Annotated in this window: 21 protein-coding genes; 15 read left to right on the top strand and 6 right to left on the bottom strand. The window is 68.9% G+C overall.

Annotated features, from left to right (window positions below):
* Positions 1–69: 69 nt before the first annotated feature.
* The 3 genes from tuf to ACW14X_RS19135 all read left to right on the top strand — a co-directional run bounded on the left by tuf (position 70) and on the right by ACW14X_RS19135 (position 2,824).
* Positions 70–1,263 carry an elongation factor Tu gene (tuf, locus tag ACW14X_RS19125; protein WP_160026986.1) on the top strand — a complete coding sequence of 398 codons (1,194 nt, stop codon included), beginning with the start codon at positions 70–72 and terminating at the stop codon, positions 1,261–1,263.
* Positions 1,264–1,438: 175 nt separating this feature from the next.
* The gene (trmB, locus tag ACW14X_RS19130; protein ID WP_457162977.1) at positions 1,439–2,167 is read left to right on the top strand and encodes a tRNA (guanosine(46)-N7)-methyltransferase TrmB; all 729 of its coding nucleotides are present in this window, start codon (positions 1,439–1,441) and stop codon (positions 2,165–2,167) included.
* A gap of 57 nt (positions 2,168–2,224) precedes the next feature.
* Positions 2,225–2,824 carry a hypothetical protein gene (locus tag ACW14X_RS19135; protein ID WP_457162978.1) on the top strand — a complete coding sequence of 200 codons (600 nt, stop codon included), beginning with the start codon at positions 2,225–2,227 and terminating at the stop codon, positions 2,822–2,824.
* Between the two features lie 69 nt (positions 2,825–2,893).
* Here the strand turns inward: ACW14X_RS19135 and ACW14X_RS19140 are convergent, their stop codons facing one another.
* Positions 2,894–3,751: an RDD family protein gene (locus ACW14X_RS19140; RefSeq protein ID WP_457162979.1), complete on the bottom strand. Its 858-nt coding sequence runs from the start codon at positions 3,749–3,751 to the stop codon at positions 2,894–2,896.
* A gap of 23 nt (positions 3,752–3,774) precedes the next feature.
* Between ACW14X_RS19140 and ACW14X_RS19145 the strand changes: the two genes are divergently transcribed.
* Complete coding sequence (locus ACW14X_RS19145) at positions 3,775–4,770, top strand: stage II sporulation protein M (protein ID WP_457162980.1); 996 nt, start codon at positions 3,775–3,777, stop codon at positions 4,768–4,770.
* On the opposite strand, the gene ACW14X_RS19150 is transcribed toward ACW14X_RS19145, so the two are convergent.
* The 5 genes from ACW14X_RS19150 to ACW14X_RS19170 are packed head-to-tail and all read right to left on the bottom strand — an operon-like array spanning position 4,767 to position 9,901.
* Positions 4,767–6,068, bottom strand: a complete 1,302-nt coding sequence (locus ACW14X_RS19150) for a DUF58 domain-containing protein (protein ID WP_457162981.1) — start codon at positions 6,066–6,068, stop codon at positions 4,767–4,769. The two genes, ACW14X_RS19145 and ACW14X_RS19150, sit on opposite strands and share 4 nt — an antisense overlap.
* Positions 6,065–7,048 (bottom strand): AAA family ATPase, encoded by a 984-nt coding sequence (locus tag ACW14X_RS19155; RefSeq protein WP_160026998.1) that lies wholly within the window; start codon positions 7,046–7,048, stop codon positions 6,065–6,067. Before ACW14X_RS19155 ends, ACW14X_RS19150 begins: the two co-directional genes overlap by 4 nt.
* On the bottom strand, positions 7,045–8,190 hold the full coding sequence (locus tag ACW14X_RS19160) for a DUF4350 domain-containing protein (RefSeq protein WP_457162982.1): 1,146 nt from the start codon (positions 8,188–8,190) through the stop codon (positions 7,045–7,047). The genes ACW14X_RS19155 and ACW14X_RS19160 overlap by 4 nt, the downstream gene beginning before the upstream one ends.
* Positions 8,187–8,798, bottom strand: a complete 612-nt coding sequence (locus ACW14X_RS19165) for a DUF4129 domain-containing protein (RefSeq protein ID WP_350840753.1) — start codon at positions 8,796–8,798, stop codon at positions 8,187–8,189. The genes ACW14X_RS19160 and ACW14X_RS19165 overlap by 4 nt, the downstream gene beginning before the upstream one ends.
* A complete protein-coding gene (locus ACW14X_RS19170) occupies positions 8,795–9,901 on the bottom strand; it encodes a hypothetical protein (protein ID WP_457162983.1) in 1,107 nt (368 codons plus the stop codon). Before ACW14X_RS19170 ends, ACW14X_RS19165 begins: the two co-directional genes overlap by 4 nt.
* A 414-nt stretch (positions 9,902–10,315) precedes the next feature.
* Here ACW14X_RS19170 and rpsJ point away from each other — a divergent pair, with 414 nt between their 5' ends.
* From rpsJ to rpsQ, 11 genes are read left to right on the top strand one after another with little or no spacing between them, the layout of a single operon-like run.
* Positions 10,316–10,624, top strand: coding sequence for a 30S ribosomal protein S10 (gene rpsJ, locus ACW14X_RS19175; RefSeq protein WP_008360994.1), 309 nt, complete (start codon positions 10,316–10,318; stop codon positions 10,622–10,624).
* 10 nt (positions 10,625–10,634) lie between these two features.
* On the top strand, positions 10,635–11,291 hold the full coding sequence (gene rplC / locus ACW14X_RS19180; protein WP_091052379.1) for a 50S ribosomal protein L3: 657 nt from the start codon (positions 10,635–10,637) through the stop codon (positions 11,289–11,291).
* 2 nt (positions 11,292–11,293) lie between these two features.
* Entirely contained in the window at positions 11,294–12,187 is an 894-nt protein-coding gene (gene rplD / locus ACW14X_RS19185) for a 50S ribosomal protein L4, sunset domain variant (RefSeq protein ID WP_160027006.1), read from the top strand.
* A complete protein-coding gene (gene rplW, locus ACW14X_RS19190; RefSeq protein ID WP_008360999.1) occupies positions 12,184–12,480 on the top strand; it encodes a 50S ribosomal protein L23 in 297 nt (98 codons plus the stop codon). The genes rplD and rplW overlap by 4 nt, the downstream gene beginning before the upstream one ends.
* Positions 12,481–12,496: 16 nt before the next feature.
* The gene (gene rplB / locus ACW14X_RS19195) at positions 12,497–13,333 is read left to right on the top strand and encodes a 50S ribosomal protein L2 (protein ID WP_160027008.1); all 837 of its coding nucleotides are present in this window, start codon (positions 12,497–12,499) and stop codon (positions 13,331–13,333) included.
* A 3-nt stretch (positions 13,334–13,336) separates the two neighbouring features.
* Positions 13,337–13,618, top strand: coding sequence for a 30S ribosomal protein S19 (rpsS, locus tag ACW14X_RS19200; protein ID WP_008361004.1), 282 nt, complete (start codon positions 13,337–13,339; stop codon positions 13,616–13,618).
* Positions 13,615–14,034, top strand: coding sequence for a 50S ribosomal protein L22 (gene rplV, locus ACW14X_RS19205; protein ID WP_160027010.1), 420 nt, complete (start codon positions 13,615–13,617; stop codon positions 14,032–14,034). The genes rpsS and rplV overlap by 4 nt, the downstream gene beginning before the upstream one ends.
* On the top strand, positions 14,034–14,861 hold the full coding sequence (gene rpsC, locus ACW14X_RS19210) for a 30S ribosomal protein S3 (protein ID WP_008361007.1): 828 nt from the start codon (positions 14,034–14,036) through the stop codon (positions 14,859–14,861). Before rplV ends, rpsC begins: the two co-directional genes overlap by 1 nt.
* Before the next feature lie 3 nt (positions 14,862–14,864).
* The gene (rplP, locus tag ACW14X_RS19215; protein WP_008361009.1) at positions 14,865–15,284 is read left to right on the top strand and encodes a 50S ribosomal protein L16; all 420 of its coding nucleotides are present in this window, start codon (positions 14,865–14,867) and stop codon (positions 15,282–15,284) included.
* Positions 15,284–15,526 carry a 50S ribosomal protein L29 gene (rpmC, locus tag ACW14X_RS19220; protein ID WP_008361011.1) on the top strand — a complete coding sequence of 81 codons (243 nt, stop codon included), beginning with the start codon at positions 15,284–15,286 and terminating at the stop codon, positions 15,524–15,526. Before rplP ends, rpmC begins: the two co-directional genes overlap by 1 nt.
* Before the next feature lie 2 nt (positions 15,527–15,528).
* The gene (gene rpsQ / locus ACW14X_RS19225) at positions 15,529–15,807 is read left to right on the top strand and encodes a 30S ribosomal protein S17 (RefSeq protein ID WP_091052388.1); all 279 of its coding nucleotides are present in this window, start codon (positions 15,529–15,531) and stop codon (positions 15,805–15,807) included.
* Positions 15,808–15,882 lie beyond the last annotated feature (75 nt).

Here is a 15,882-nt window from a genome sequence, read left to right on the forward strand (position 1 = left end):
TCCAGGGACTTCGGCAGCAACACCACTCAGTACGAGTCAGTAAGAAAATCACACCAGGAGGAGCCCACAGTGGCTAAGGCGAAGTTCGAGCGGAACAAGCCGCACGTCAACATCGGCACCATCGGTCACATCGACCACGGTAAGACGACCCTTACCGCGGCGATCTCGAAGGTGCTGCACGCGAAGTACCCGGACCTGAACCCGGAGTTCGCGTTCGAGGACATCGACAAGGCCCCCGAGGAGCGCCAGCGCGGGATCACGATCTCGATCGCGCACATCGAGTACCAGACCGAGTCGCGTCACTACGCTCACGTCGACTGCCCGGGTCACGCGGACTACATCAAGAACATGATCACCGGTGCCGCGCAGATGGACGGCGCGATCCTCGTGGTCGCCGCCACCGACGGCCCGATGCCGCAGACCAAGGAGCACGTGCTCCTGGCCCGCCAGGTCGGCGTGCCGTCGATCGTCGTCGCGCTCAACAAGTGCGACATGGTCGACGACGAGGAGCTCATCGAGCTCGTCGAGATGGAGGTGCGCGAGCTCCTCAGCGAGTACGAGTTCCCGGGTGACGACCTCCCGGTCGTGCGCGTTGCCGCCTACCCCGCCCTGCAGGGCGAGGAGAAGTGGATGAACTCGGTCGCCGAGCTCATGCAGGCCGTCGACGACTACATCCCGACCCCGGCTCGTGAGACCGACAAGCCGTTCCTGATGCCCGTTGAGGACGTCTTCACGATCACCGGTCGTGGCACCGTCATCACCGGTCGTATCGAGCGCGGCATCGTCAAGGTCGGCGAGGAGGTCGAGATCGTCGGCATCCGCGAGACCTCGCAGAAGTCGACCGTCACCGGCGTCGAGATGTTCCGCAAGCTGCTCGACGAGGGTCAGGCCGGCGAGAACGTCGGGCTGCTGCTCCGCGGCACCAAGCGCGAGGACGTCGAGCGCGGCATGGTTGTCATCAAGCCGGGCACCACGACCCCCCATACCAACTTCGAGGGCTCTGTCTACATCCTCTCGAAGGAGGAGGGTGGCCGTCACACCCCGTTCTTCAACAACTACCGTCCGCAGTTCTACTTCCGGACCACGGACGTGACCGGCGTTGTGACCCTCCCCGAGGGCACCGAGATGGTCATGCCGGGTGACAACACCGAGATGTCGGTCGAGCTCATCCAGCCCATCGCGATGGACGAGGGTCTGAAGTTCGCTATCCGTGAGGGCGGTCGCACCGTCGGCGCGGGTCGGGTCACGAAGATCATCAAGTAAGTGATCGTCTGATCCAACGTGGAAGGTCCCCGGAGCCGCAAGGCGAAGGGGGCCTTTCGCGTTGGACCAGATGCTCCTTGTTGCTTAGTAAGCGCTGACTCGGCGCAAACGGACCGGAGCGAAGCGAGGACCGGATTGCGCCGCGTCGGCGCGCCACGAGACCAAGGCAAGAAAGATGACAGACCCAAACCCCCAGATCCGCCCCGCAAGACCCCACCAGAAGCTGCTCGATGACGGCCGCACGGTAAGAGAGGTCCTCACCTACACCCGCCGCGGCAGCCGCCTGGACGCCAAGCAGCAGAAGGCCTGGGACGCGTACGCAGCCGAGTGGGTGATCCCCGACGAGGCGGTCGACGAGCCCGGTTTCTCCCTGGAGAGCTGGTTCGGTCGCAAGGCCCCGCTGATCGTGGACATCGGCGGCGGCGTGGGGGAGGCGACCGCGGTGCTGGCGGCCAACCGTCCCGAGGCCAACATCCTGGCGCTGGAGGTATGGCGCCCCGGTGTCGCGGAGAGCCTTGCCCGGGTGGGTGCTGCAGGCGCGACGAACGTTCGGTTCTGCAGCGTCGATGCGCTCTGGACACTCGAGAATCTGGTCGAGCCGGGGTCGGTCAGCGAGATCTGGACGTTCTTCCCCGACCCGTGGCACAAGACCCGCCACCACAAGCGGCGCCTGGTGACGCCCGCCAACGCGCGGATGATCGCGGAGCGGTTGGCACCCGGCGGCATCTGGCGGCTGGCGACCGACTGGGTCGAGTATGCCGAGCAGATGGTCGAGGTGCTCGACGCCGAGCAGTTGCTGAGCGGTGGTGTCGTCGAGCGTTGGGACGAGCGCCCGGTGACCAAGTTCGAGCGCAAGGGACTGGCCAAGGACCGGGTCATCACCGACCTCCTCTACCGGCGTTGACCCGAACTGCCCGTGTCGTGACTGATCTGTAGGCGCGGAACCGCGAAGATCAGCGGCATGAAGTTGTACGCCGACAGGCCCCCACGCCTCGCCGCCCAGCTGCTCGCCGACCTGCTGACGGTGGTGTGGATCGCCGGGTGGGTCCTTCTCGGCAGATTCGTCCACGAGATGGTCTCGGCGCTCGCCGTACCCGGCGAGAAGATGGACGACGCCGGCACCTCGCTCTCCGCGAAGATGCTCGAGGCGGCCGGAAAGGTCGACGACCTGCCGCTGGTCAAGGACGGCATCGCGGTCCCGTTCGAGGGTGCCGCGAAGGCCGCCGACCAGCTCCGTGCGGCGGGGGAGGCCCAAGTCGACGCCGTGTCCACCCTCGCGATCTGGCTCGCCGTCGGGGTCGTTGTCGTCCCGGTGCTGATGTGGCTGATCATCTACGTACCGCTGCGGTGGCGGTTCATCCGCAACGCGACCTCGACCCAGCGGTTCCTGAAGGCAGGCAGCGGCACCGATCTGCTGGCCCTCAGGGCGATCTCCACCCAGCCGCTGCACAAGCTGACCAAGATCAGCGACAACCCCGCGCAGTCCTGGCGCGACGGTGATGCGGAGGTTATGGGGAAGCTCGCTGCGTTGGAGCTGCGGTCGGTCGGGTTGAAGGGGTAGTCCGGGAGCGAACTGCCCATATACCCGCGAGTAATGGGCAGTTGGATCCCGGACTACCCCGACGGGGCGCTAGCCGCGAGCCGTCAGCCGCGCCCGGAGCTCCTCGTCGCGAGCCAGCCTCGCCGCATCACGATCCCTCCGGGTGGCGAGCACAGCAGCCAGATAGGCCTCCGGCGGGGTGCCCGGCGGCGGGCCAGGGGCGACGTACGTCTGCATGTGGGTCGCCAGGCGCTCGGCGAGAGCGTGGCGGCGGACGGGGTCGGTGTAGGTGCCGACCTCTCCGGAGAGGAACCGCCGCACCGCCAGGGACAGGCCGACCGGGATGGTGGCGACGTCCGCGCGAGAGGCCCAGGCGGCGAGCCCCGGGGGCATCTGGATCGGTGCCGGGGGACGCAGCGGCACCCGCACGCGGATGACGTACGTCCCGGCCGCGATGTCGCCCAGCCGCTTGCCTCGCGGGTGGATCATCGCGGTGAGGAACGCGGCCGCGCCGCTGGTGGCGTAGATCTCGACGACGCCGATCAGGGCACGTACGAACGCATGGTGGAAGCTGATCGCCCCGCCGTCGTCGCGCACCGTCCTGAGACCGAGCGCGAGCTTGCCGAGCGAGCGCCCACGGGTGAGCGTCTCGATGGCCGTCGGGAAGACCACGAGGACCGAGGCAGTGGCCGCGATGTAGGCAGCCCAGGCCAGGGCCTCGTCGGTCGCGGGCGCGGCGGTCATGAAGACGAACAGCGTCACGATCAGCAGCACCATCACCACGATCACGTCGATGAGGCCCGACAGCAGACGCATCCCCAGCCCGGCGGCCGGCAGGTCGAGGGCGACCGCGTCTCCGGTGATCAGATCGTCGTCGGTGAGCAGTTCCCGTTCTTGGGGGCGCTGCTCCTGGGGGCGTCGCTCGGGCGATTGCGGCGCGGAGGTCATGGCGGTCAGCGTACGCTGCGGGCGTGGATCTCGACGCGTATCTGGCCGCTACCGCCGCCGACCGGACGAGGCTCGAGCAGCTGCTGGCCGAGCGCCGGCTGAACGGTGCCCAGGCAGACGAGCTGGTCGAGCTCTATCAGCGGGTGAGCACCCAGCTCTCGGTCGTACGCAGCAACGCCCCCGACCCGACGGCCGTTCAGCATCTCTCGGTGCTGCTGGCCGCTGCCCGCAACCGCACCACCGGCACCCGGACGAGCACCTGGTCGGGGTTCCTGCGGTTCTTCACGCATCGGTTCCCGGCCGCGCTCTACCGCCTGCGCTGGTGGTGGCTGGGGATGATGGTGGCCAACATCGTGGTCACCACGGTCATGATCTGGTGGCTGCTGCGCCACCCGGAGGTCGAGCAGTCGTTGCTCGGGCCGGAGCAGGTCAAGCAGCTGGTCGAGCACGACATCGAGGGCTACTACAGCGAGCACGCGGCCTCGTCGTTCGCCACCCAGGTCTGGGTCAACAACGTCTGGGTCTCGTTCATCTGCATCGCCTTGGGCGTGCTCGGACTACCGGTGATCTACTCCATGTTCCAGAACATCTCCAACCTGGCGATCCTCGGCACCCTGATGCACCGCCACGACCGCGGTGGACTCTTCTGGGGCCTGATCCTTCCTCACGGGCTGCTGGAGCTGACCGCCGTCTTCGTCGCCGGCGCCGTCGGGCTGCGTATCTTCTGGTCCTGGATCGACCCCGGCTCGCTGACCCGCGGGCAGTCGATGGCCCGCGAGGGCCGCACCGCCGCCGGCATCGCCCTCGGCCTCATCGTCGTGCTCCTGATCTCCGGCATCATCGAGGCCTTCGTCACCCCCTCACCCCTCCCCACCTGGGCCCGCGTCGGCATCGGCATCCTCGCCGAGCTCGCCTTCTTCGCGTACGTCTTCATCGTCGGCCGCGCCGCCGCGTCCGACGGCGAGACCGGCGACATCGACGACCGCCTGCTCGAGGACAGGGTCGCCACCCAGTCCTAGAGCTGACCGGTGGCCTTGAGCTGCAGGTAGTGGTCGGCGAGAGCGGGCGGGAGGGACTCGGCGTCGGCGTCGACGATGTCGACGCCGAGGGTGCGGAGCATGGCGGCGGTGTGGTCGCGGCGACGGAGGGTCTGCTCGGCGGCGGCCGCGGCGTACACGTCCTCGAGGGTGTCGCGGGAGGCGGCGGTGGCCTCGAGCTCGGGGTCGCGGACGGAGGCGATGACGACGCGGTGGTGCTGGGTCAGGACCGGGAGGACGGGGAGGAGCGACTCCTCGATCGCGTGCGGGTCGAGGGGAGTCAGCAGGACGACGAGCGCGCGGTGGCGGCCGAGGCCGGCGACTGCGCCGGCGAGGTTGGACCAGTCGGCCTCGGCGATGACCGGCTCGAGGTCGGCCATCGTCTCCTGCAGCCGCTGGGTGACGTCGCGCTGGCCTGCGAGCCGGACCCGGGAGCGTACGCGCAGGTCGCCGGCGATGAAGTCGATCCGGTCGCCTGCCCGAGAAGCGATGGCGGCGAGCAGGAGCCCGGCATCCATCGCGGAGTCGAGGCGTGGCACGCCGCCGCCGGCGCCCTCGATCCGGCCGGCCGAGGTGCGGGAGGTGTCGAGCACGAGCACCACGCGGCGATCCCGCTCCGGCTGCCAGGTGCGGACCACGACCGTGCGGGAGCGGGCGGTGGTGCGCCAGTCGATGGAGCGTACGTCGTCACCACGGACGTACTCCCGCAGCGAGTCGAACTCTGTCCCCTGCCCGCGCACCCGGACCGCCGCCCGGCCGTCGAGCTCGCGCAGACGCTGAAGCCGCGACGGCAGGTGCTTGCGTGACTCGAAGGCGGGCAGCACCCGCACCGAGCCCTCCACCGGGATCGTGCGCTGCCGGGCGCCCAGACCCAAGGGCCCGTACGCCCTCACCGTCACGCCCAACGCCCGCAAGTCTCCGCGGCGCCGCGGCTGCACCGGCGTACGCAGCCTGGTGCTGTCGCCGCGACCGAGCCGGATCCGATGCCGGTTGTGATGGGCGCCTGCGGTGGGCTGCCAGGCATCGCGCACCAGGGCCCGGAAGATGCGGGTGGGGGAGCGGACCACCAGCTCCGACGTCGTCGACTCGCCCAGCCTGATCCCGCCGAGCGGAGCCCGGCTGATCTCCAGGGTCGCGGGCTTCGGCGCCAGGAGTACGTCGAGCAGTGCCAGCACCACCACGAGCAGGATCCACATCGCCGCCGTCCCGGCAGTCGGCCTCAGCACGACCGGGACGATGCCGGCGAGCATCAGCAGCGTGACCCGCCAGGTGATGGTCATCGCGGGACGGGGACCGCGCCGATGGCGGAGGAGAGGACCTGGGAGACCTGGACGCCCTCGAGCTCGGCCTCGGGGCGCAGGGCCAGCCGGTGGGCGAGCGTGGCGTGGGCGAGCGACTTCACGTCGTCGGGAGTCACGAAGTCGCGGCCCGCGAGCCACGCCCAGGCGCGCGCGGAGCGGAGCAGCGCGGTGGCGCCTCGCGGAGAGACCCCCGCCGACAGCGACGGGGACTCGCGGGTAGCCCGGGCGATGTCGACGATGTAGCCGGTGACCTCGGGAGACACCTGGACGGAGCCGACATGCTGGCGCGCGGCCTCGATGTCGGCGCCGGACGCCACGGCCGTGACGCCGGCGCCGGCGACGTCGCGCGGGTCGAAGCCGGAGGCGTGCCGGTTGAGGATCTGCACCTCGTCGGAGCGCGAGGGCACCGGGAGGACGACCTTCAGCAGGAACCGGTCCAGCTGGGCCTCGGGGAGCGGGTAGACGCCCTCGTACTCGATCGGGTTCTGGGTCGCGGCCACCAGGAACGGGCGCGGCAGCGCGCGGGTGACCCCGTCGACCGAGACCTGGCCCTCCTCCATCGCCTCGAGCAGCGCCGACTGGGTCTTCGGCGGGGTGCGGTTGATCTCGTCGGCCAGGAGCAGGTTGGTGAAGACCGGCCCCTCCCGGAAGGTGAGCTCGCCGTGGGAGGACTCGACCACCATCGACCCGGTGATGTCGCCGGGCATGAGGTCGGGGGTGAACTGCACCCGGCGGGTCTCGACCGAGAGCGCCGCCGACAGCGACCGCACCAGCAGGGTCTTGGCGGTGCCGGGTACGCCCTCCATGAGCACGTGGCCGCCGCACACCAGCGCGACCAGCAGCCCGGAGACCGCGGCGTCCTGCCCGACGACCGCCTTGGCGACCTCGGCCCGGACCGCGGTGAGCCGCTCCCGTGCGCCGTCGGGCGACACGTTGGCGATGGTCTCGGATTGGGTCATGGGTGTCGTACCTCTTCCTCAAGGGCAGCCAGCGCGTTGGCCAGCGTGATCAGGTCTTGGTCGTTCTCGATCGGGGCGCCGGTGAGCAGCGCGGAGACCTCGAGATCGGGTCGTCCGGTGTGCTCGGCGACGGCGCGTACGACGGCCTCCGGGGTGACGTCGCGCCCCAGCCTCAGCCGCCGGGCGAGGCGGGTGCGAGCGGCCTGACGCAGCGTCGTCGCGGCGTGCGTGCGGTCGCCGGAACGGCGGTAGAGCCGGCCCAGGCTGCGCGTCGTCTCCCCGGCCCGGACGTGGACGGGCAACGGCTCGACCGCCAGTGGACCCAGCCGCCGTCCGCGGGCGATGGCGAAGGCGACGACCGCGAGCAGCAGGAGCCACAGGGCCGGCTTGATCCAGCGCGGCAGCAGCGAGCTGGGGGAGTGGGCCTCGTCGGGCGCGAGGTCCTCGAAGGAGGGGACGTACCAGACCAGGTGGTCGTTCTCGCCCAGCAGCCGCAGCGCCACCGCCGCGTTGTCCGCCCGCAGGATCTGGTCGTTGGTCAGCACCTGCGGCGCGCCCCAGACGGTGAGCCCCTCCGCGGGCGCCAGCACCGCGCCGCCCTCGTGCGTGAAGCAGGAGCCGGTGTCGTACGCGGTGACCGCATCGGCCTGGATGCTGAGCCCTTCCCAGCGCGGGTCGTCGCAGGCCGCCTCGACCTTCTCGGGCGTCTGGGCGACCGCATAGGGAATGCCGAGCATCGCCGACACGTAGGGAGCGGGCTCGGCCAGGATCAGCCCGGCGGCATCGTCGGTGCGCTCGCGCAGCCGGGAGGCGGTGTCCTCGCCGAGCGCGTCGGTGCCGGTCACGAAGACCGTGGTGTTCCGCCCGATCTCGGTGCTCTCCAGGCGCCTTGACGAGCGGACGATCTCGACCTCCACACCGTGGTCCTCGAGCACCTCGACCAGCGCCCGGGTGCCGTCGGGGTCGGGGCTCTCGGGGTCGTACGCCGCAAAGGCCTCCCCGCCCTTCGGCGTCGCGATGTACGCCAGCACGACCGCGATCACGAAGGCCAGCGCGACGATCAGAAGCGGGCGGTTCCGTCGGAACCAGCCCAAGCGTCCGGCGGTCGCGTCCGCCGGGCTCGCCGGCGCCTGCGTGCTCATCGCGCCACCGCCAGCTCCTGCTCGAGAGCGAGTACGCCCTCGGCCTGCTCACGCGTGGCGGGGTGGTGGCCGTAGAGCACCTCGTTGAACAGCTCCGCGGCCTGCCCGGCGCGGCCCTCGAGCGACATCTCCCGCTCCAGGCTCGCGGCGACCTCGGCGGCGGTCAGCCCGGGATCCTCCGCGAGCCGGCCGCGCTCGACCTGTCGCCGGGCCAGGGCCCGGAACCCGTCGATGACCGCGGCGCCGTGATCCCCTGAGGCGTACGCAGCCTCGGCCCGCGCCCGGAGCGCGGCCGCGGAGAGCGACTCGTCGGTGAGGACGTCCCCGTTGCGGTCGCGGGCGACCCGAGGACTGCGCCGGGCCCGCGAGACCAGCAGGCCGATCCCGACCAGGAGCGCCGCAAAGACGACCATCGCGGCGACGGTCTGGGCCCAGGGCACGTCGCCGACCGACGGAAGGCCGTCGGACAGGGTGCGCTCGATCCAGCGCAGGATCCGCTCGATGAGGTCGAGGTCGTGGTACTCCGGGTCGGCCAGCTCGCGCCGAAGCCAGGAGCGACCCTCCTCGGGCGTCGGCGTCAGAGGAGGAGTCTGTTGGAGGAGGATCATCTGCTCAGCAGCCCGGCCTGCTCCATCAGCTCGACCTCGTAGGACTCCTTGCGGATGCGCTGGTCGAGATACTGCAGGTTGGTCACCGCGCCGCTGAACGGAGTCACGATCGCAGCGGAGATCACCGTGGAGACGGCGCTGCCGGCGATGGTCGCCAGGAAGTAGAGGTCCGGCTGGACGATGCCCACGACGCTGGCGACCAGGCTGATCGGGAAGGCGACGATCTGGGAGGCGAAGCCGACGATGATGGCGGCCAGCAGCCAGATCCCGAAGAGCCGCCAGAACTGCCTCGCCGACAGGTTCCAGGCCCGTCCGATGGCGCCGAAGACACCGGCGCTCTCCAGCATCAGCGCCGGCACCGCGAGCAGGTAGAGCCGCACCGTCAGGAAGAGGACGGCCACGATCAGCAGCAGGAACATCAGGATGCCGACCAGGATCGCCGGGACGGGGCTGTCGACGACGAGCGCGAGCACCACCACGGGAGTCGCCGCGATCGCCAGGATCAGGGTGAAGGTCACCGCGCTCAGCAGCGCCAGCCCGATCAGCCGCCAGCGGTTGCCGTGGGTCGCCGCCCACGCCTGCGCGAGGGTGAGCTTGCGGCCGATCGCGGCGGCATGGGCGACGTGGGAGATCATCCCGGCCACCAGGATCGCGCCGATCGCCTGCAGGACCGAGCCGAGGAAGAAGGAGCCGAAGGCCACCAGCATGCCGATGATCTCTGCGCCGCCGGGCGAGTAGTCGGGGTCCTCGAGGCCGGTCCCCAACCCCTCCAGGCTGTCGCCGGTGAAGGTCATCGCCGCGGTCACGCCCAGCGGGATGGCCATCGCGACCGCCGCCACGAGGACCGAGGCGCCGACCGTGGCGCCGGGATTGAAGCGTACGAGCCGGAAGGCGCCGTCGAGCATGTCGCCGAGGCCCAACGGACGCAGCGGGATCGCTCCCGGCTTGTGGGCCGGCGGCAGCGGCTGGGCCCACGCCGGTTGCACCGGTGGGGACTGCACCGGCTGGGACTGCACCGGCTGGCCCGGCGGGGGTGGGGTCGACGGGTTCGCCGCGCCCTGGTGAGGTTGCTCACCCGGTGGGGGTGGCCACACTCCTGACATCCTGATGCTCCTCGTCGCGACGACCGGCGAACTCGCTCGGTTGGGGGCATCCTCTCAGAGCGACCCAGACGACATCGTTGATTTGGAGCCACCTGCGTACGCGTGACAAGATTCTCTGGTTGCTCCGGTGAACTGTTCGCTGGGGTGCGCACACCTTGACTACTGAATCGCGTCACCTGAGCAGGCTGATCAGCCTGTCCGGATGTGGTCTGTGGTCGCCGTGTGCCCATCCCGAAGGCGTGGTTCCAGTGAAGCTGATGGTGAAAGTCCCGTCGAGAACTCGGCGTTCGCTTGTGGAAAATAAGCGACACGCCCGACCGCGGGGGTCGGAGCCAGAGGTGAGCAACCGGGCCGACTCAGCCGGAGGAAGCCTGTAGCACGCGGCACGCTGACCAAGAAGGACGAGAGAGACAGATGGCGGGACAGAAGATCCGCATCAGGCTCAAGGCCTATGACCACGAGGTGATCGACACCTCGGCGCGAAAGATCGTGGACACGGTCACCCGTACGGGTGCCAAGGTCGCCGGCCCGGTGCCGCTGCCGACCGAGAAGAACGTGTACTGCGTCATCCGCTCGCCCCACAAGTACAAGGACTCGCGCGAGCACTTCGAGATGCGCACCCACAAGCGCCTCATCGACATCATCGACCCGACCCCGAAGACTGTTGACTCCCTCATGCGGCTCGACCTGCCTGCTGGTGTCGACATCGAGATCAAGCTCTGAGGTTGACGACATGACGATCGAACGCAACGTGAAGGGTCTCCTGGGCACCAAGCTCGGCATGACCCAGCTGTGGGACGAGAACAACGTCGTCGTCCCCGTGACCGTCATCGCGGCGAACACCAACGTCGTGACCCAGGTCCGCACCCCCGAGGCCGACGGCTACAACGCCGTGCAGATCGGCTACGGCGAGATCGACGGCCGCAAGGTGAACAAGCCGGGCGCCGGCCAGTTCGAGAAGGCCGGCACCACGCCGCGCCGCCACCTGGCCGAGATCCGCACCGCCGACGCCGCGTCGTACTCCGCCGGCCAGGAGCTCCCCGTCGACACCTTCGCCATCGGCGAGGAGATCGACGTGACGGGCACCTCGAAGGGCAAGGGTTTCGCGGGCACCATGAAGCGTCACGGCTTCTCCGGTGTCGGTGCCTCCCACGGTGCCCACCGCAACCACCGCAAGCCGGGATCGATCGGCGCTTGCGCCACCCCGGGTCGCGTGTTCAAGGGCGTCCGCATGGCCGGTCACATGGGTACTGACACCGTCACCACCCAGAACCTGACCGTGCACGCCGTCGACACCGAGAAGGGCCTCATCCTGGTCAAGGGCGCCATTCCTGGCCCCAAGGGTGGCCTCGTGGTCCTCCGCTCGGCTGCTAAGAAGCTGGAGGCCTGATCATGGCTATCAAGACTGTCAAGGTCGACTTCCCGGCTGAGATCTTCGATGTTGAGGTCAACATCCCGCTGATCCACCAGGTCGTCGTCGCGCAGCAGGCCGCTGCGCGCCAGGGCACGCACTCCACCAAGACCCGCGGCGAGGTCCGCGGCGGTGGACGCAAGCCCTACAAGCAGAAGGGCACCGGTCGCGCCCGTCAGGGTTCGACCCGCGCGCCGCAGTTCGCCGGTGGTGGCACCGTCCACGGCCCGCAGCCGCGTGACTACAGCCAGCGCACCCCCAAGAAGATGAAGGCTGCCGCCCTCCGCGGTGCCCTCTCCGACCGGGCTCGTGCCGGCCAGATCCACGTGGCCGAGTTCACCCTCGAGGCGCCCTCGACCAAGACCGCGCTGACCGCCCTCAAGGCGATCTCGGACGTCAAGCGTTACCTCGTCGTCCTGGACCGCTCCGAGTCCGTCGCCGCGCTGAGCCTGCGCAACGCCCCTGAGGTGCACCTGCTCTGGGCCGACCAGCTCAACACCTACGACGTCCTCGTCTCCGACGACGTTGTCTTCTCCAAGCCGGCCTTCGAGGTCTTCATCTCGGGCAAGCCGGTCGTCGCCGCCAAGGAGACCGTCACCATCGGTGAGGTCGAGAAGGACGCGATCAAGGAGGCTGCCGTCGAGCCCGCCAAGGAGATCGACCTCCCCGAGGGCGCTGTCGCGCCGCTCGAGGACGGCTCGGCCCCCGAGGGCTTCGACATCAAGGGCAACGTCAAGGGCAAGGACAAGAAGTTCCACGCCCCGGGCGGCCGTTGGTACGAGTCCACCAAGGCGGAGTTCTACTTCAAGTCCGCCGAGGACGCCATCGCGGCTGGTTTCGTTGAGGCCGGCAAGAAGAAGGAGGCCGACAAGTGAGCACGCTGCACTACGACCCCCGCGACATCCTGATCGCGCCGGTGGTCTCCGAGAAGAGCTACGGCCTCCTCGACCAGAACAAGTACACCTTCATCGTTCGCCCCGACGCGAACAAGACCGAGATCAAGATCGCGGTCGAGAAGGTGTTCGACGTCAAGGTGACCTCGGTCAACACGATCAACCGCAAGGGCAAGGCCCGTCGTACGCGTTACGGCCTGGGCAAGCGCCCCGACACCAAGCGCGCGATCGTCTCCCTGGCTGAGGGCGACCGCATCGACATCTTCGGCGCGTGAGAAGGACTGACTGAACATGGCTATTCGTAAGTACAAGCCGACCACCCCGGGCCGTCGTGGCTCGTCGGTGGCCGACTTCGCCGAGATCACTCGGACCACGCCGGAGAAGTCGCTGACGGTGCCCCTTCCCAAGAAGGGCGGCCGCAACAACCAGGGCCGTATCACCACCCGCCACAAGGGTGGTGGCCACAAGCGGGCCTACCGGATCATCGACTTCCGTCGCTACGACAAGGACGGCGTGCCGGCCAAGGTCGCTCACATCGAGTACGACCCGAACCGCACCGCCCGTATCGCCCTGCTGCACTACTTCGACGGCGAGAAGCGCTACATCCTCGCGCCCGTCGGCGTGAGCCAGGGCACCGTCGTGGAGTCCGGTCCCACCGCCGACATCAAGCCCGGCAACAACCTCCCGCTGCGCAACATCCCGGTTGGTACCACCATCCACGCTGTTGAGCTGCGTCCGGGTGGCGGCGCGAAGATCGCCCGCTCCGCCGGCATGAGTGCCCAGCTGGTCGCTCGTGAGGGCTCCAAGGCCACGCTGCGTATGCCTTCGGGTGAGATGCGTTTCGTCGACGTGCGCTGCCGCGCCACCGTCGGTGAGGTCGGCAACGCCGAGCAGTCCAACATCAACTGGGGTAAGGCCGGCCGTATGCGGTGGAAGGGCGTTCGCCCGACCGTCCGCGGTGTCGTCATGAACCCGGTCGACCACCCGCACGGTGGTGGTGAGGGTAAGACCTCTGGTGGCCGTCACCCGGTCAGCCCCTGGGGTAAGCCCGAGGGCCGTACGCGTAAGCGCAAGGCCTCTGACTCGCAGATCATCCGCCGCCGTAAGAGCGGGAAGGGTAGGAAGTAAGCAATGCCTCGCAGCCTGAAGAAGGGCCCCTTCATCGACGACCACCTTCAGAAGAAGGTGGACGCCGAGAACGAGAAGGGCACCCACAACGTGATCAAGACCTGGTCGCGCCGCTCGATGATCGTGCCCGAGATGATCGGTCACACCATCGCGGTGCACGACGGTCGCAAGCACGTCCCGGTCTTCGTGTCCGACTCGATGGTCGGTCACAAGCTGGGCGAGTTCGCCCCGACCCGCACGTTCAAGGGTCACATCAAGGACGACCGGAAGGGACGCCGTCGATGACCACCACCGAACGGCAGCGCATCAGCGCCCGCCGCGACTCCCTGCTCGGCGACCAGCCGGGTGCCTTCGCGAGTGCCCGCTTCGTGCGGATCACCCCGCTGAAGGCACGCCGCGTCGTCGACCTGGTCCGCGGCCTGCCCGTCGACGAGGCTCTGTCCCTGCTGCAGTTCGCGCCGCAGGCAGCCTCCGAGACTGTTTACAAGGTTCTCGAGAGCGCCATCGCCAACGCGGTGACGACCGAGGGTCTGGACCGTGACGACCTCGTCGTCTCGGTCGCCATGGTCGACGAAGGTCCGACCATGAAGCGCTGGCGTCCCCGCGCCCAGGGCCGTGCGACCCGCATCAACAAGCGGACCTCGCACATTACCCTGGTCGTGCAGCCGGCCGACGTCGTCGAGAAGGGCGGTAAGAAGTAATGGGTCAGAAGATCAACCCGAACGGCTTCCGCCTGGGCATCTCGACCGACCACAAGTCGCGTTGGTACGCCGACAAGCAGTACAAGGAGTACGTCGGCGAGGACGTCAAGATCCGCAAGCTGCTCAGCAAGGGCATGGAGCGGGCCGGCATCGCCAAGGTCGAGATCGAGCGCACCCGTGACCGCGTCCGTGTGGACATCCACACCGCGCGTCCCGGCATCGTCATCGGTCGCCGCGGCGCCGAGGCCGACCGCCTCCGCACCGAGCTGGAGAAGCTCACCGGCAAGCAGGTCCAGCTGAACATCCTCGAGGTCAAGAACCCCGAGGTCGACGCTCAGCTGGTCGCCCAGGGTGTCGCCGAGCAGCTCAGCGGTCGTGTGCAGTTCCGTCGCGCGATGCGCAAGGCCATGCAGACCACCATGCGCTCCGGTGCCAAGGGCATCCGGATCCAGTGCTCGGGTCGTCTGAACGGCGCGGAGATGTCGCGTACCGAGTTCTACCGCGAGGGTCGCGTGCCGCTGCACACCCTTCGCGCGGACATCGACTACGGCTTCTACGAGGCCCGCACGACCTTCGGCCGCATCGGCGTGAAGGTCTGGATCTACAAGGGCGAGGTCTCCGGATCGCGCGCCGAGCGTCAGGCCGCCCAGGCCGCCCGTGCGGGCGTCCCGGGTCGCGGTGGCAACGACCGTCGCGGTGGCCGCGGCGACCGTCCGTCGCGTGGCTCCCGTGGTGACCGCCCGAACCGCGCTGACCGCGCGGCGAAGACTGAGGCGCCGGCTGCCGCTGAGGCTCCCGCCGCCGAGACCACGTCCCAGGAGGGCTGACCCATGCTGATGCCCCGTCGCGTCAAGCACCGCAAGCAGCACCACCCGAAGCGCACTGGCGTGGCCAAGGGTGGCACCAAGCTGGCCTTCGGTGACTACGGCATCCAGGCGATCGAGGGTCACTACGTGACCAACCGCCAGATCGAGGCAGCGCGTATCGCGATGACTCGTCACATCAAGCGAGGCGGCAAGGTGTGGATCAACATCTACCCCGACGTCCCGTTGACCAAGAAGCCTGCCGAGACCCGCATGGGTTCCGGTAAGGGTTCGCCCGAGTGGTGGGTCGCCAACGTCAAGCCGGGCCGCGTCATGTTCGAGCTCTCCGGTGTCGACGAGAACACGGCCCGCGAGGCGATGCGCCGCGCGATCCACAAGCTGCCCATGAAGTGCCGTTTCATCACGCGAGAGGCTGGTGAGTTCTGATGGCTAACTCCCTGCAGGCGTTCGAGCTGGACGAGCTCACCGACGTCGACCTCGAGGCGAAGCTGCGCGAGGCGAAGGAGGAGCTGTTCAACCTCCGGTTCCAGGCGGCCACCGGCCAGCTGGAGAGCCACGGTCGGCTCCGCACCGTCAAGAAGGACATCGCCCGGATCTACACCGTGGTGCGTGAGCGCGAGCTCGGCATCCGCGTGGCCCCGGGCACCGAGACCACCGAGGAGGCCTGATCATGGCTGAGTCCACCACGGACACCACCGAGCGCAACACGCGCAAGGTGCGCGAGGGCCTCGTCGTCAGCGACAAGATGGACAAGACCATCGTCGTCGAGGTCGAGGACCGCGTGAAGCACCCGCTCTACGGCAAGGTCATGCGCCGTAGCAGCAAGCTCAAGGCTCACGACGAGCAGAACACCGCCGGCATCGGCGACCGCGTCCTGGTCATGGAGACCCGGCCGCTGTCCGCCACCAAGCGGTGGCGCCTCGTCGAGGTCGTCGAGCGCGCCAAGTGATCCTCGTCTCGTAAGAGACGGATCCGGCTGGCGACAAACGTCGCCAAATTGACCAAAGGGCGCAGGTCCAGCGAC

Source organism: Nocardioides sp. YJ-D4, from assembly GCF_054031495.1.

Excerpts from the sequence above, each read along its gene's own strand:
- trmB (WP_457162977.1), top strand. The coding sequence starts at position 1,439 with ATGACAGACCCAAACCCCCAGATCCGCCCCGCAAGACCCCACCAGAAG.
- ACW14X_RS19135 (WP_457162978.1), top strand. The coding sequence starts at position 2,225 with ATGAAGTTGTACGCCGACAGGCCCCCACGCCTCGCCGCCCAGCTGCTC.
- ACW14X_RS19140 (WP_457162979.1), bottom strand. The coding sequence starts at position 3,751 with ATGACCTCCGCGCCGCAATCGCCCGAGCGACGCCCCCAGGAGCAGCGC.
- ACW14X_RS19150 (WP_457162981.1), bottom strand. The coding sequence starts at position 6,068 with ATGACCATCACCTGGCGGGTCACGCTGCTGATGCTCGCCGGCATCGTC.
- ACW14X_RS19155 (WP_160026998.1), bottom strand. The coding sequence starts at position 7,048 with ATGACCCAATCCGAGACCATCGCCAACGTGTCGCCCGACGGCGCACGG.
- ACW14X_RS19160 (WP_457162982.1), bottom strand. The coding sequence starts at position 8,190 with ATGAGCACGCAGGCGCCGGCGAGCCCGGCGGACGCGACCGCCGGACGC.
- ACW14X_RS19165 (WP_350840753.1), bottom strand. The coding sequence starts at position 8,798 with ATGATCCTCCTCCAACAGACTCCTCCTCTGACGCCGACGCCCGAGGAG.
- ACW14X_RS19170 (WP_457162983.1), bottom strand. The coding sequence starts at position 9,901 with ATGTCAGGAGTGTGGCCACCCCCACCGGGTGAGCAACCTCACCAGGGC.
- rpsJ (WP_008360994.1), top strand. The coding sequence starts at position 10,316 with ATGGCGGGACAGAAGATCCGCATCAGGCTCAAGGCCTATGACCACGAG.
- rplC (WP_091052379.1), top strand. The coding sequence starts at position 10,635 with ATGACGATCGAACGCAACGTGAAGGGTCTCCTGGGCACCAAGCTCGGC.
- rplD (WP_160027006.1), top strand. The coding sequence starts at position 11,294 with ATGGCTATCAAGACTGTCAAGGTCGACTTCCCGGCTGAGATCTTCGAT.
- rplB (WP_160027008.1), top strand. The coding sequence starts at position 12,497 with ATGGCTATTCGTAAGTACAAGCCGACCACCCCGGGCCGTCGTGGCTCG.
- rpsS (WP_008361004.1), top strand. The coding sequence starts at position 13,337 with ATGCCTCGCAGCCTGAAGAAGGGCCCCTTCATCGACGACCACCTTCAG.
- rplV (WP_160027010.1), top strand. The coding sequence starts at position 13,615 with ATGACCACCACCGAACGGCAGCGCATCAGCGCCCGCCGCGACTCCCTG.
- rpsC (WP_008361007.1), top strand. The coding sequence starts at position 14,034 with ATGGGTCAGAAGATCAACCCGAACGGCTTCCGCCTGGGCATCTCGACC.
- rplP (WP_008361009.1), top strand. The coding sequence starts at position 14,865 with ATGCTGATGCCCCGTCGCGTCAAGCACCGCAAGCAGCACCACCCGAAG.
- rpmC (WP_008361011.1), top strand. The coding sequence starts at position 15,284 with ATGGCTAACTCCCTGCAGGCGTTCGAGCTGGACGAGCTCACCGACGTC.
- rpsQ (WP_091052388.1), top strand. The coding sequence starts at position 15,529 with ATGGCTGAGTCCACCACGGACACCACCGAGCGCAACACGCGCAAGGTG.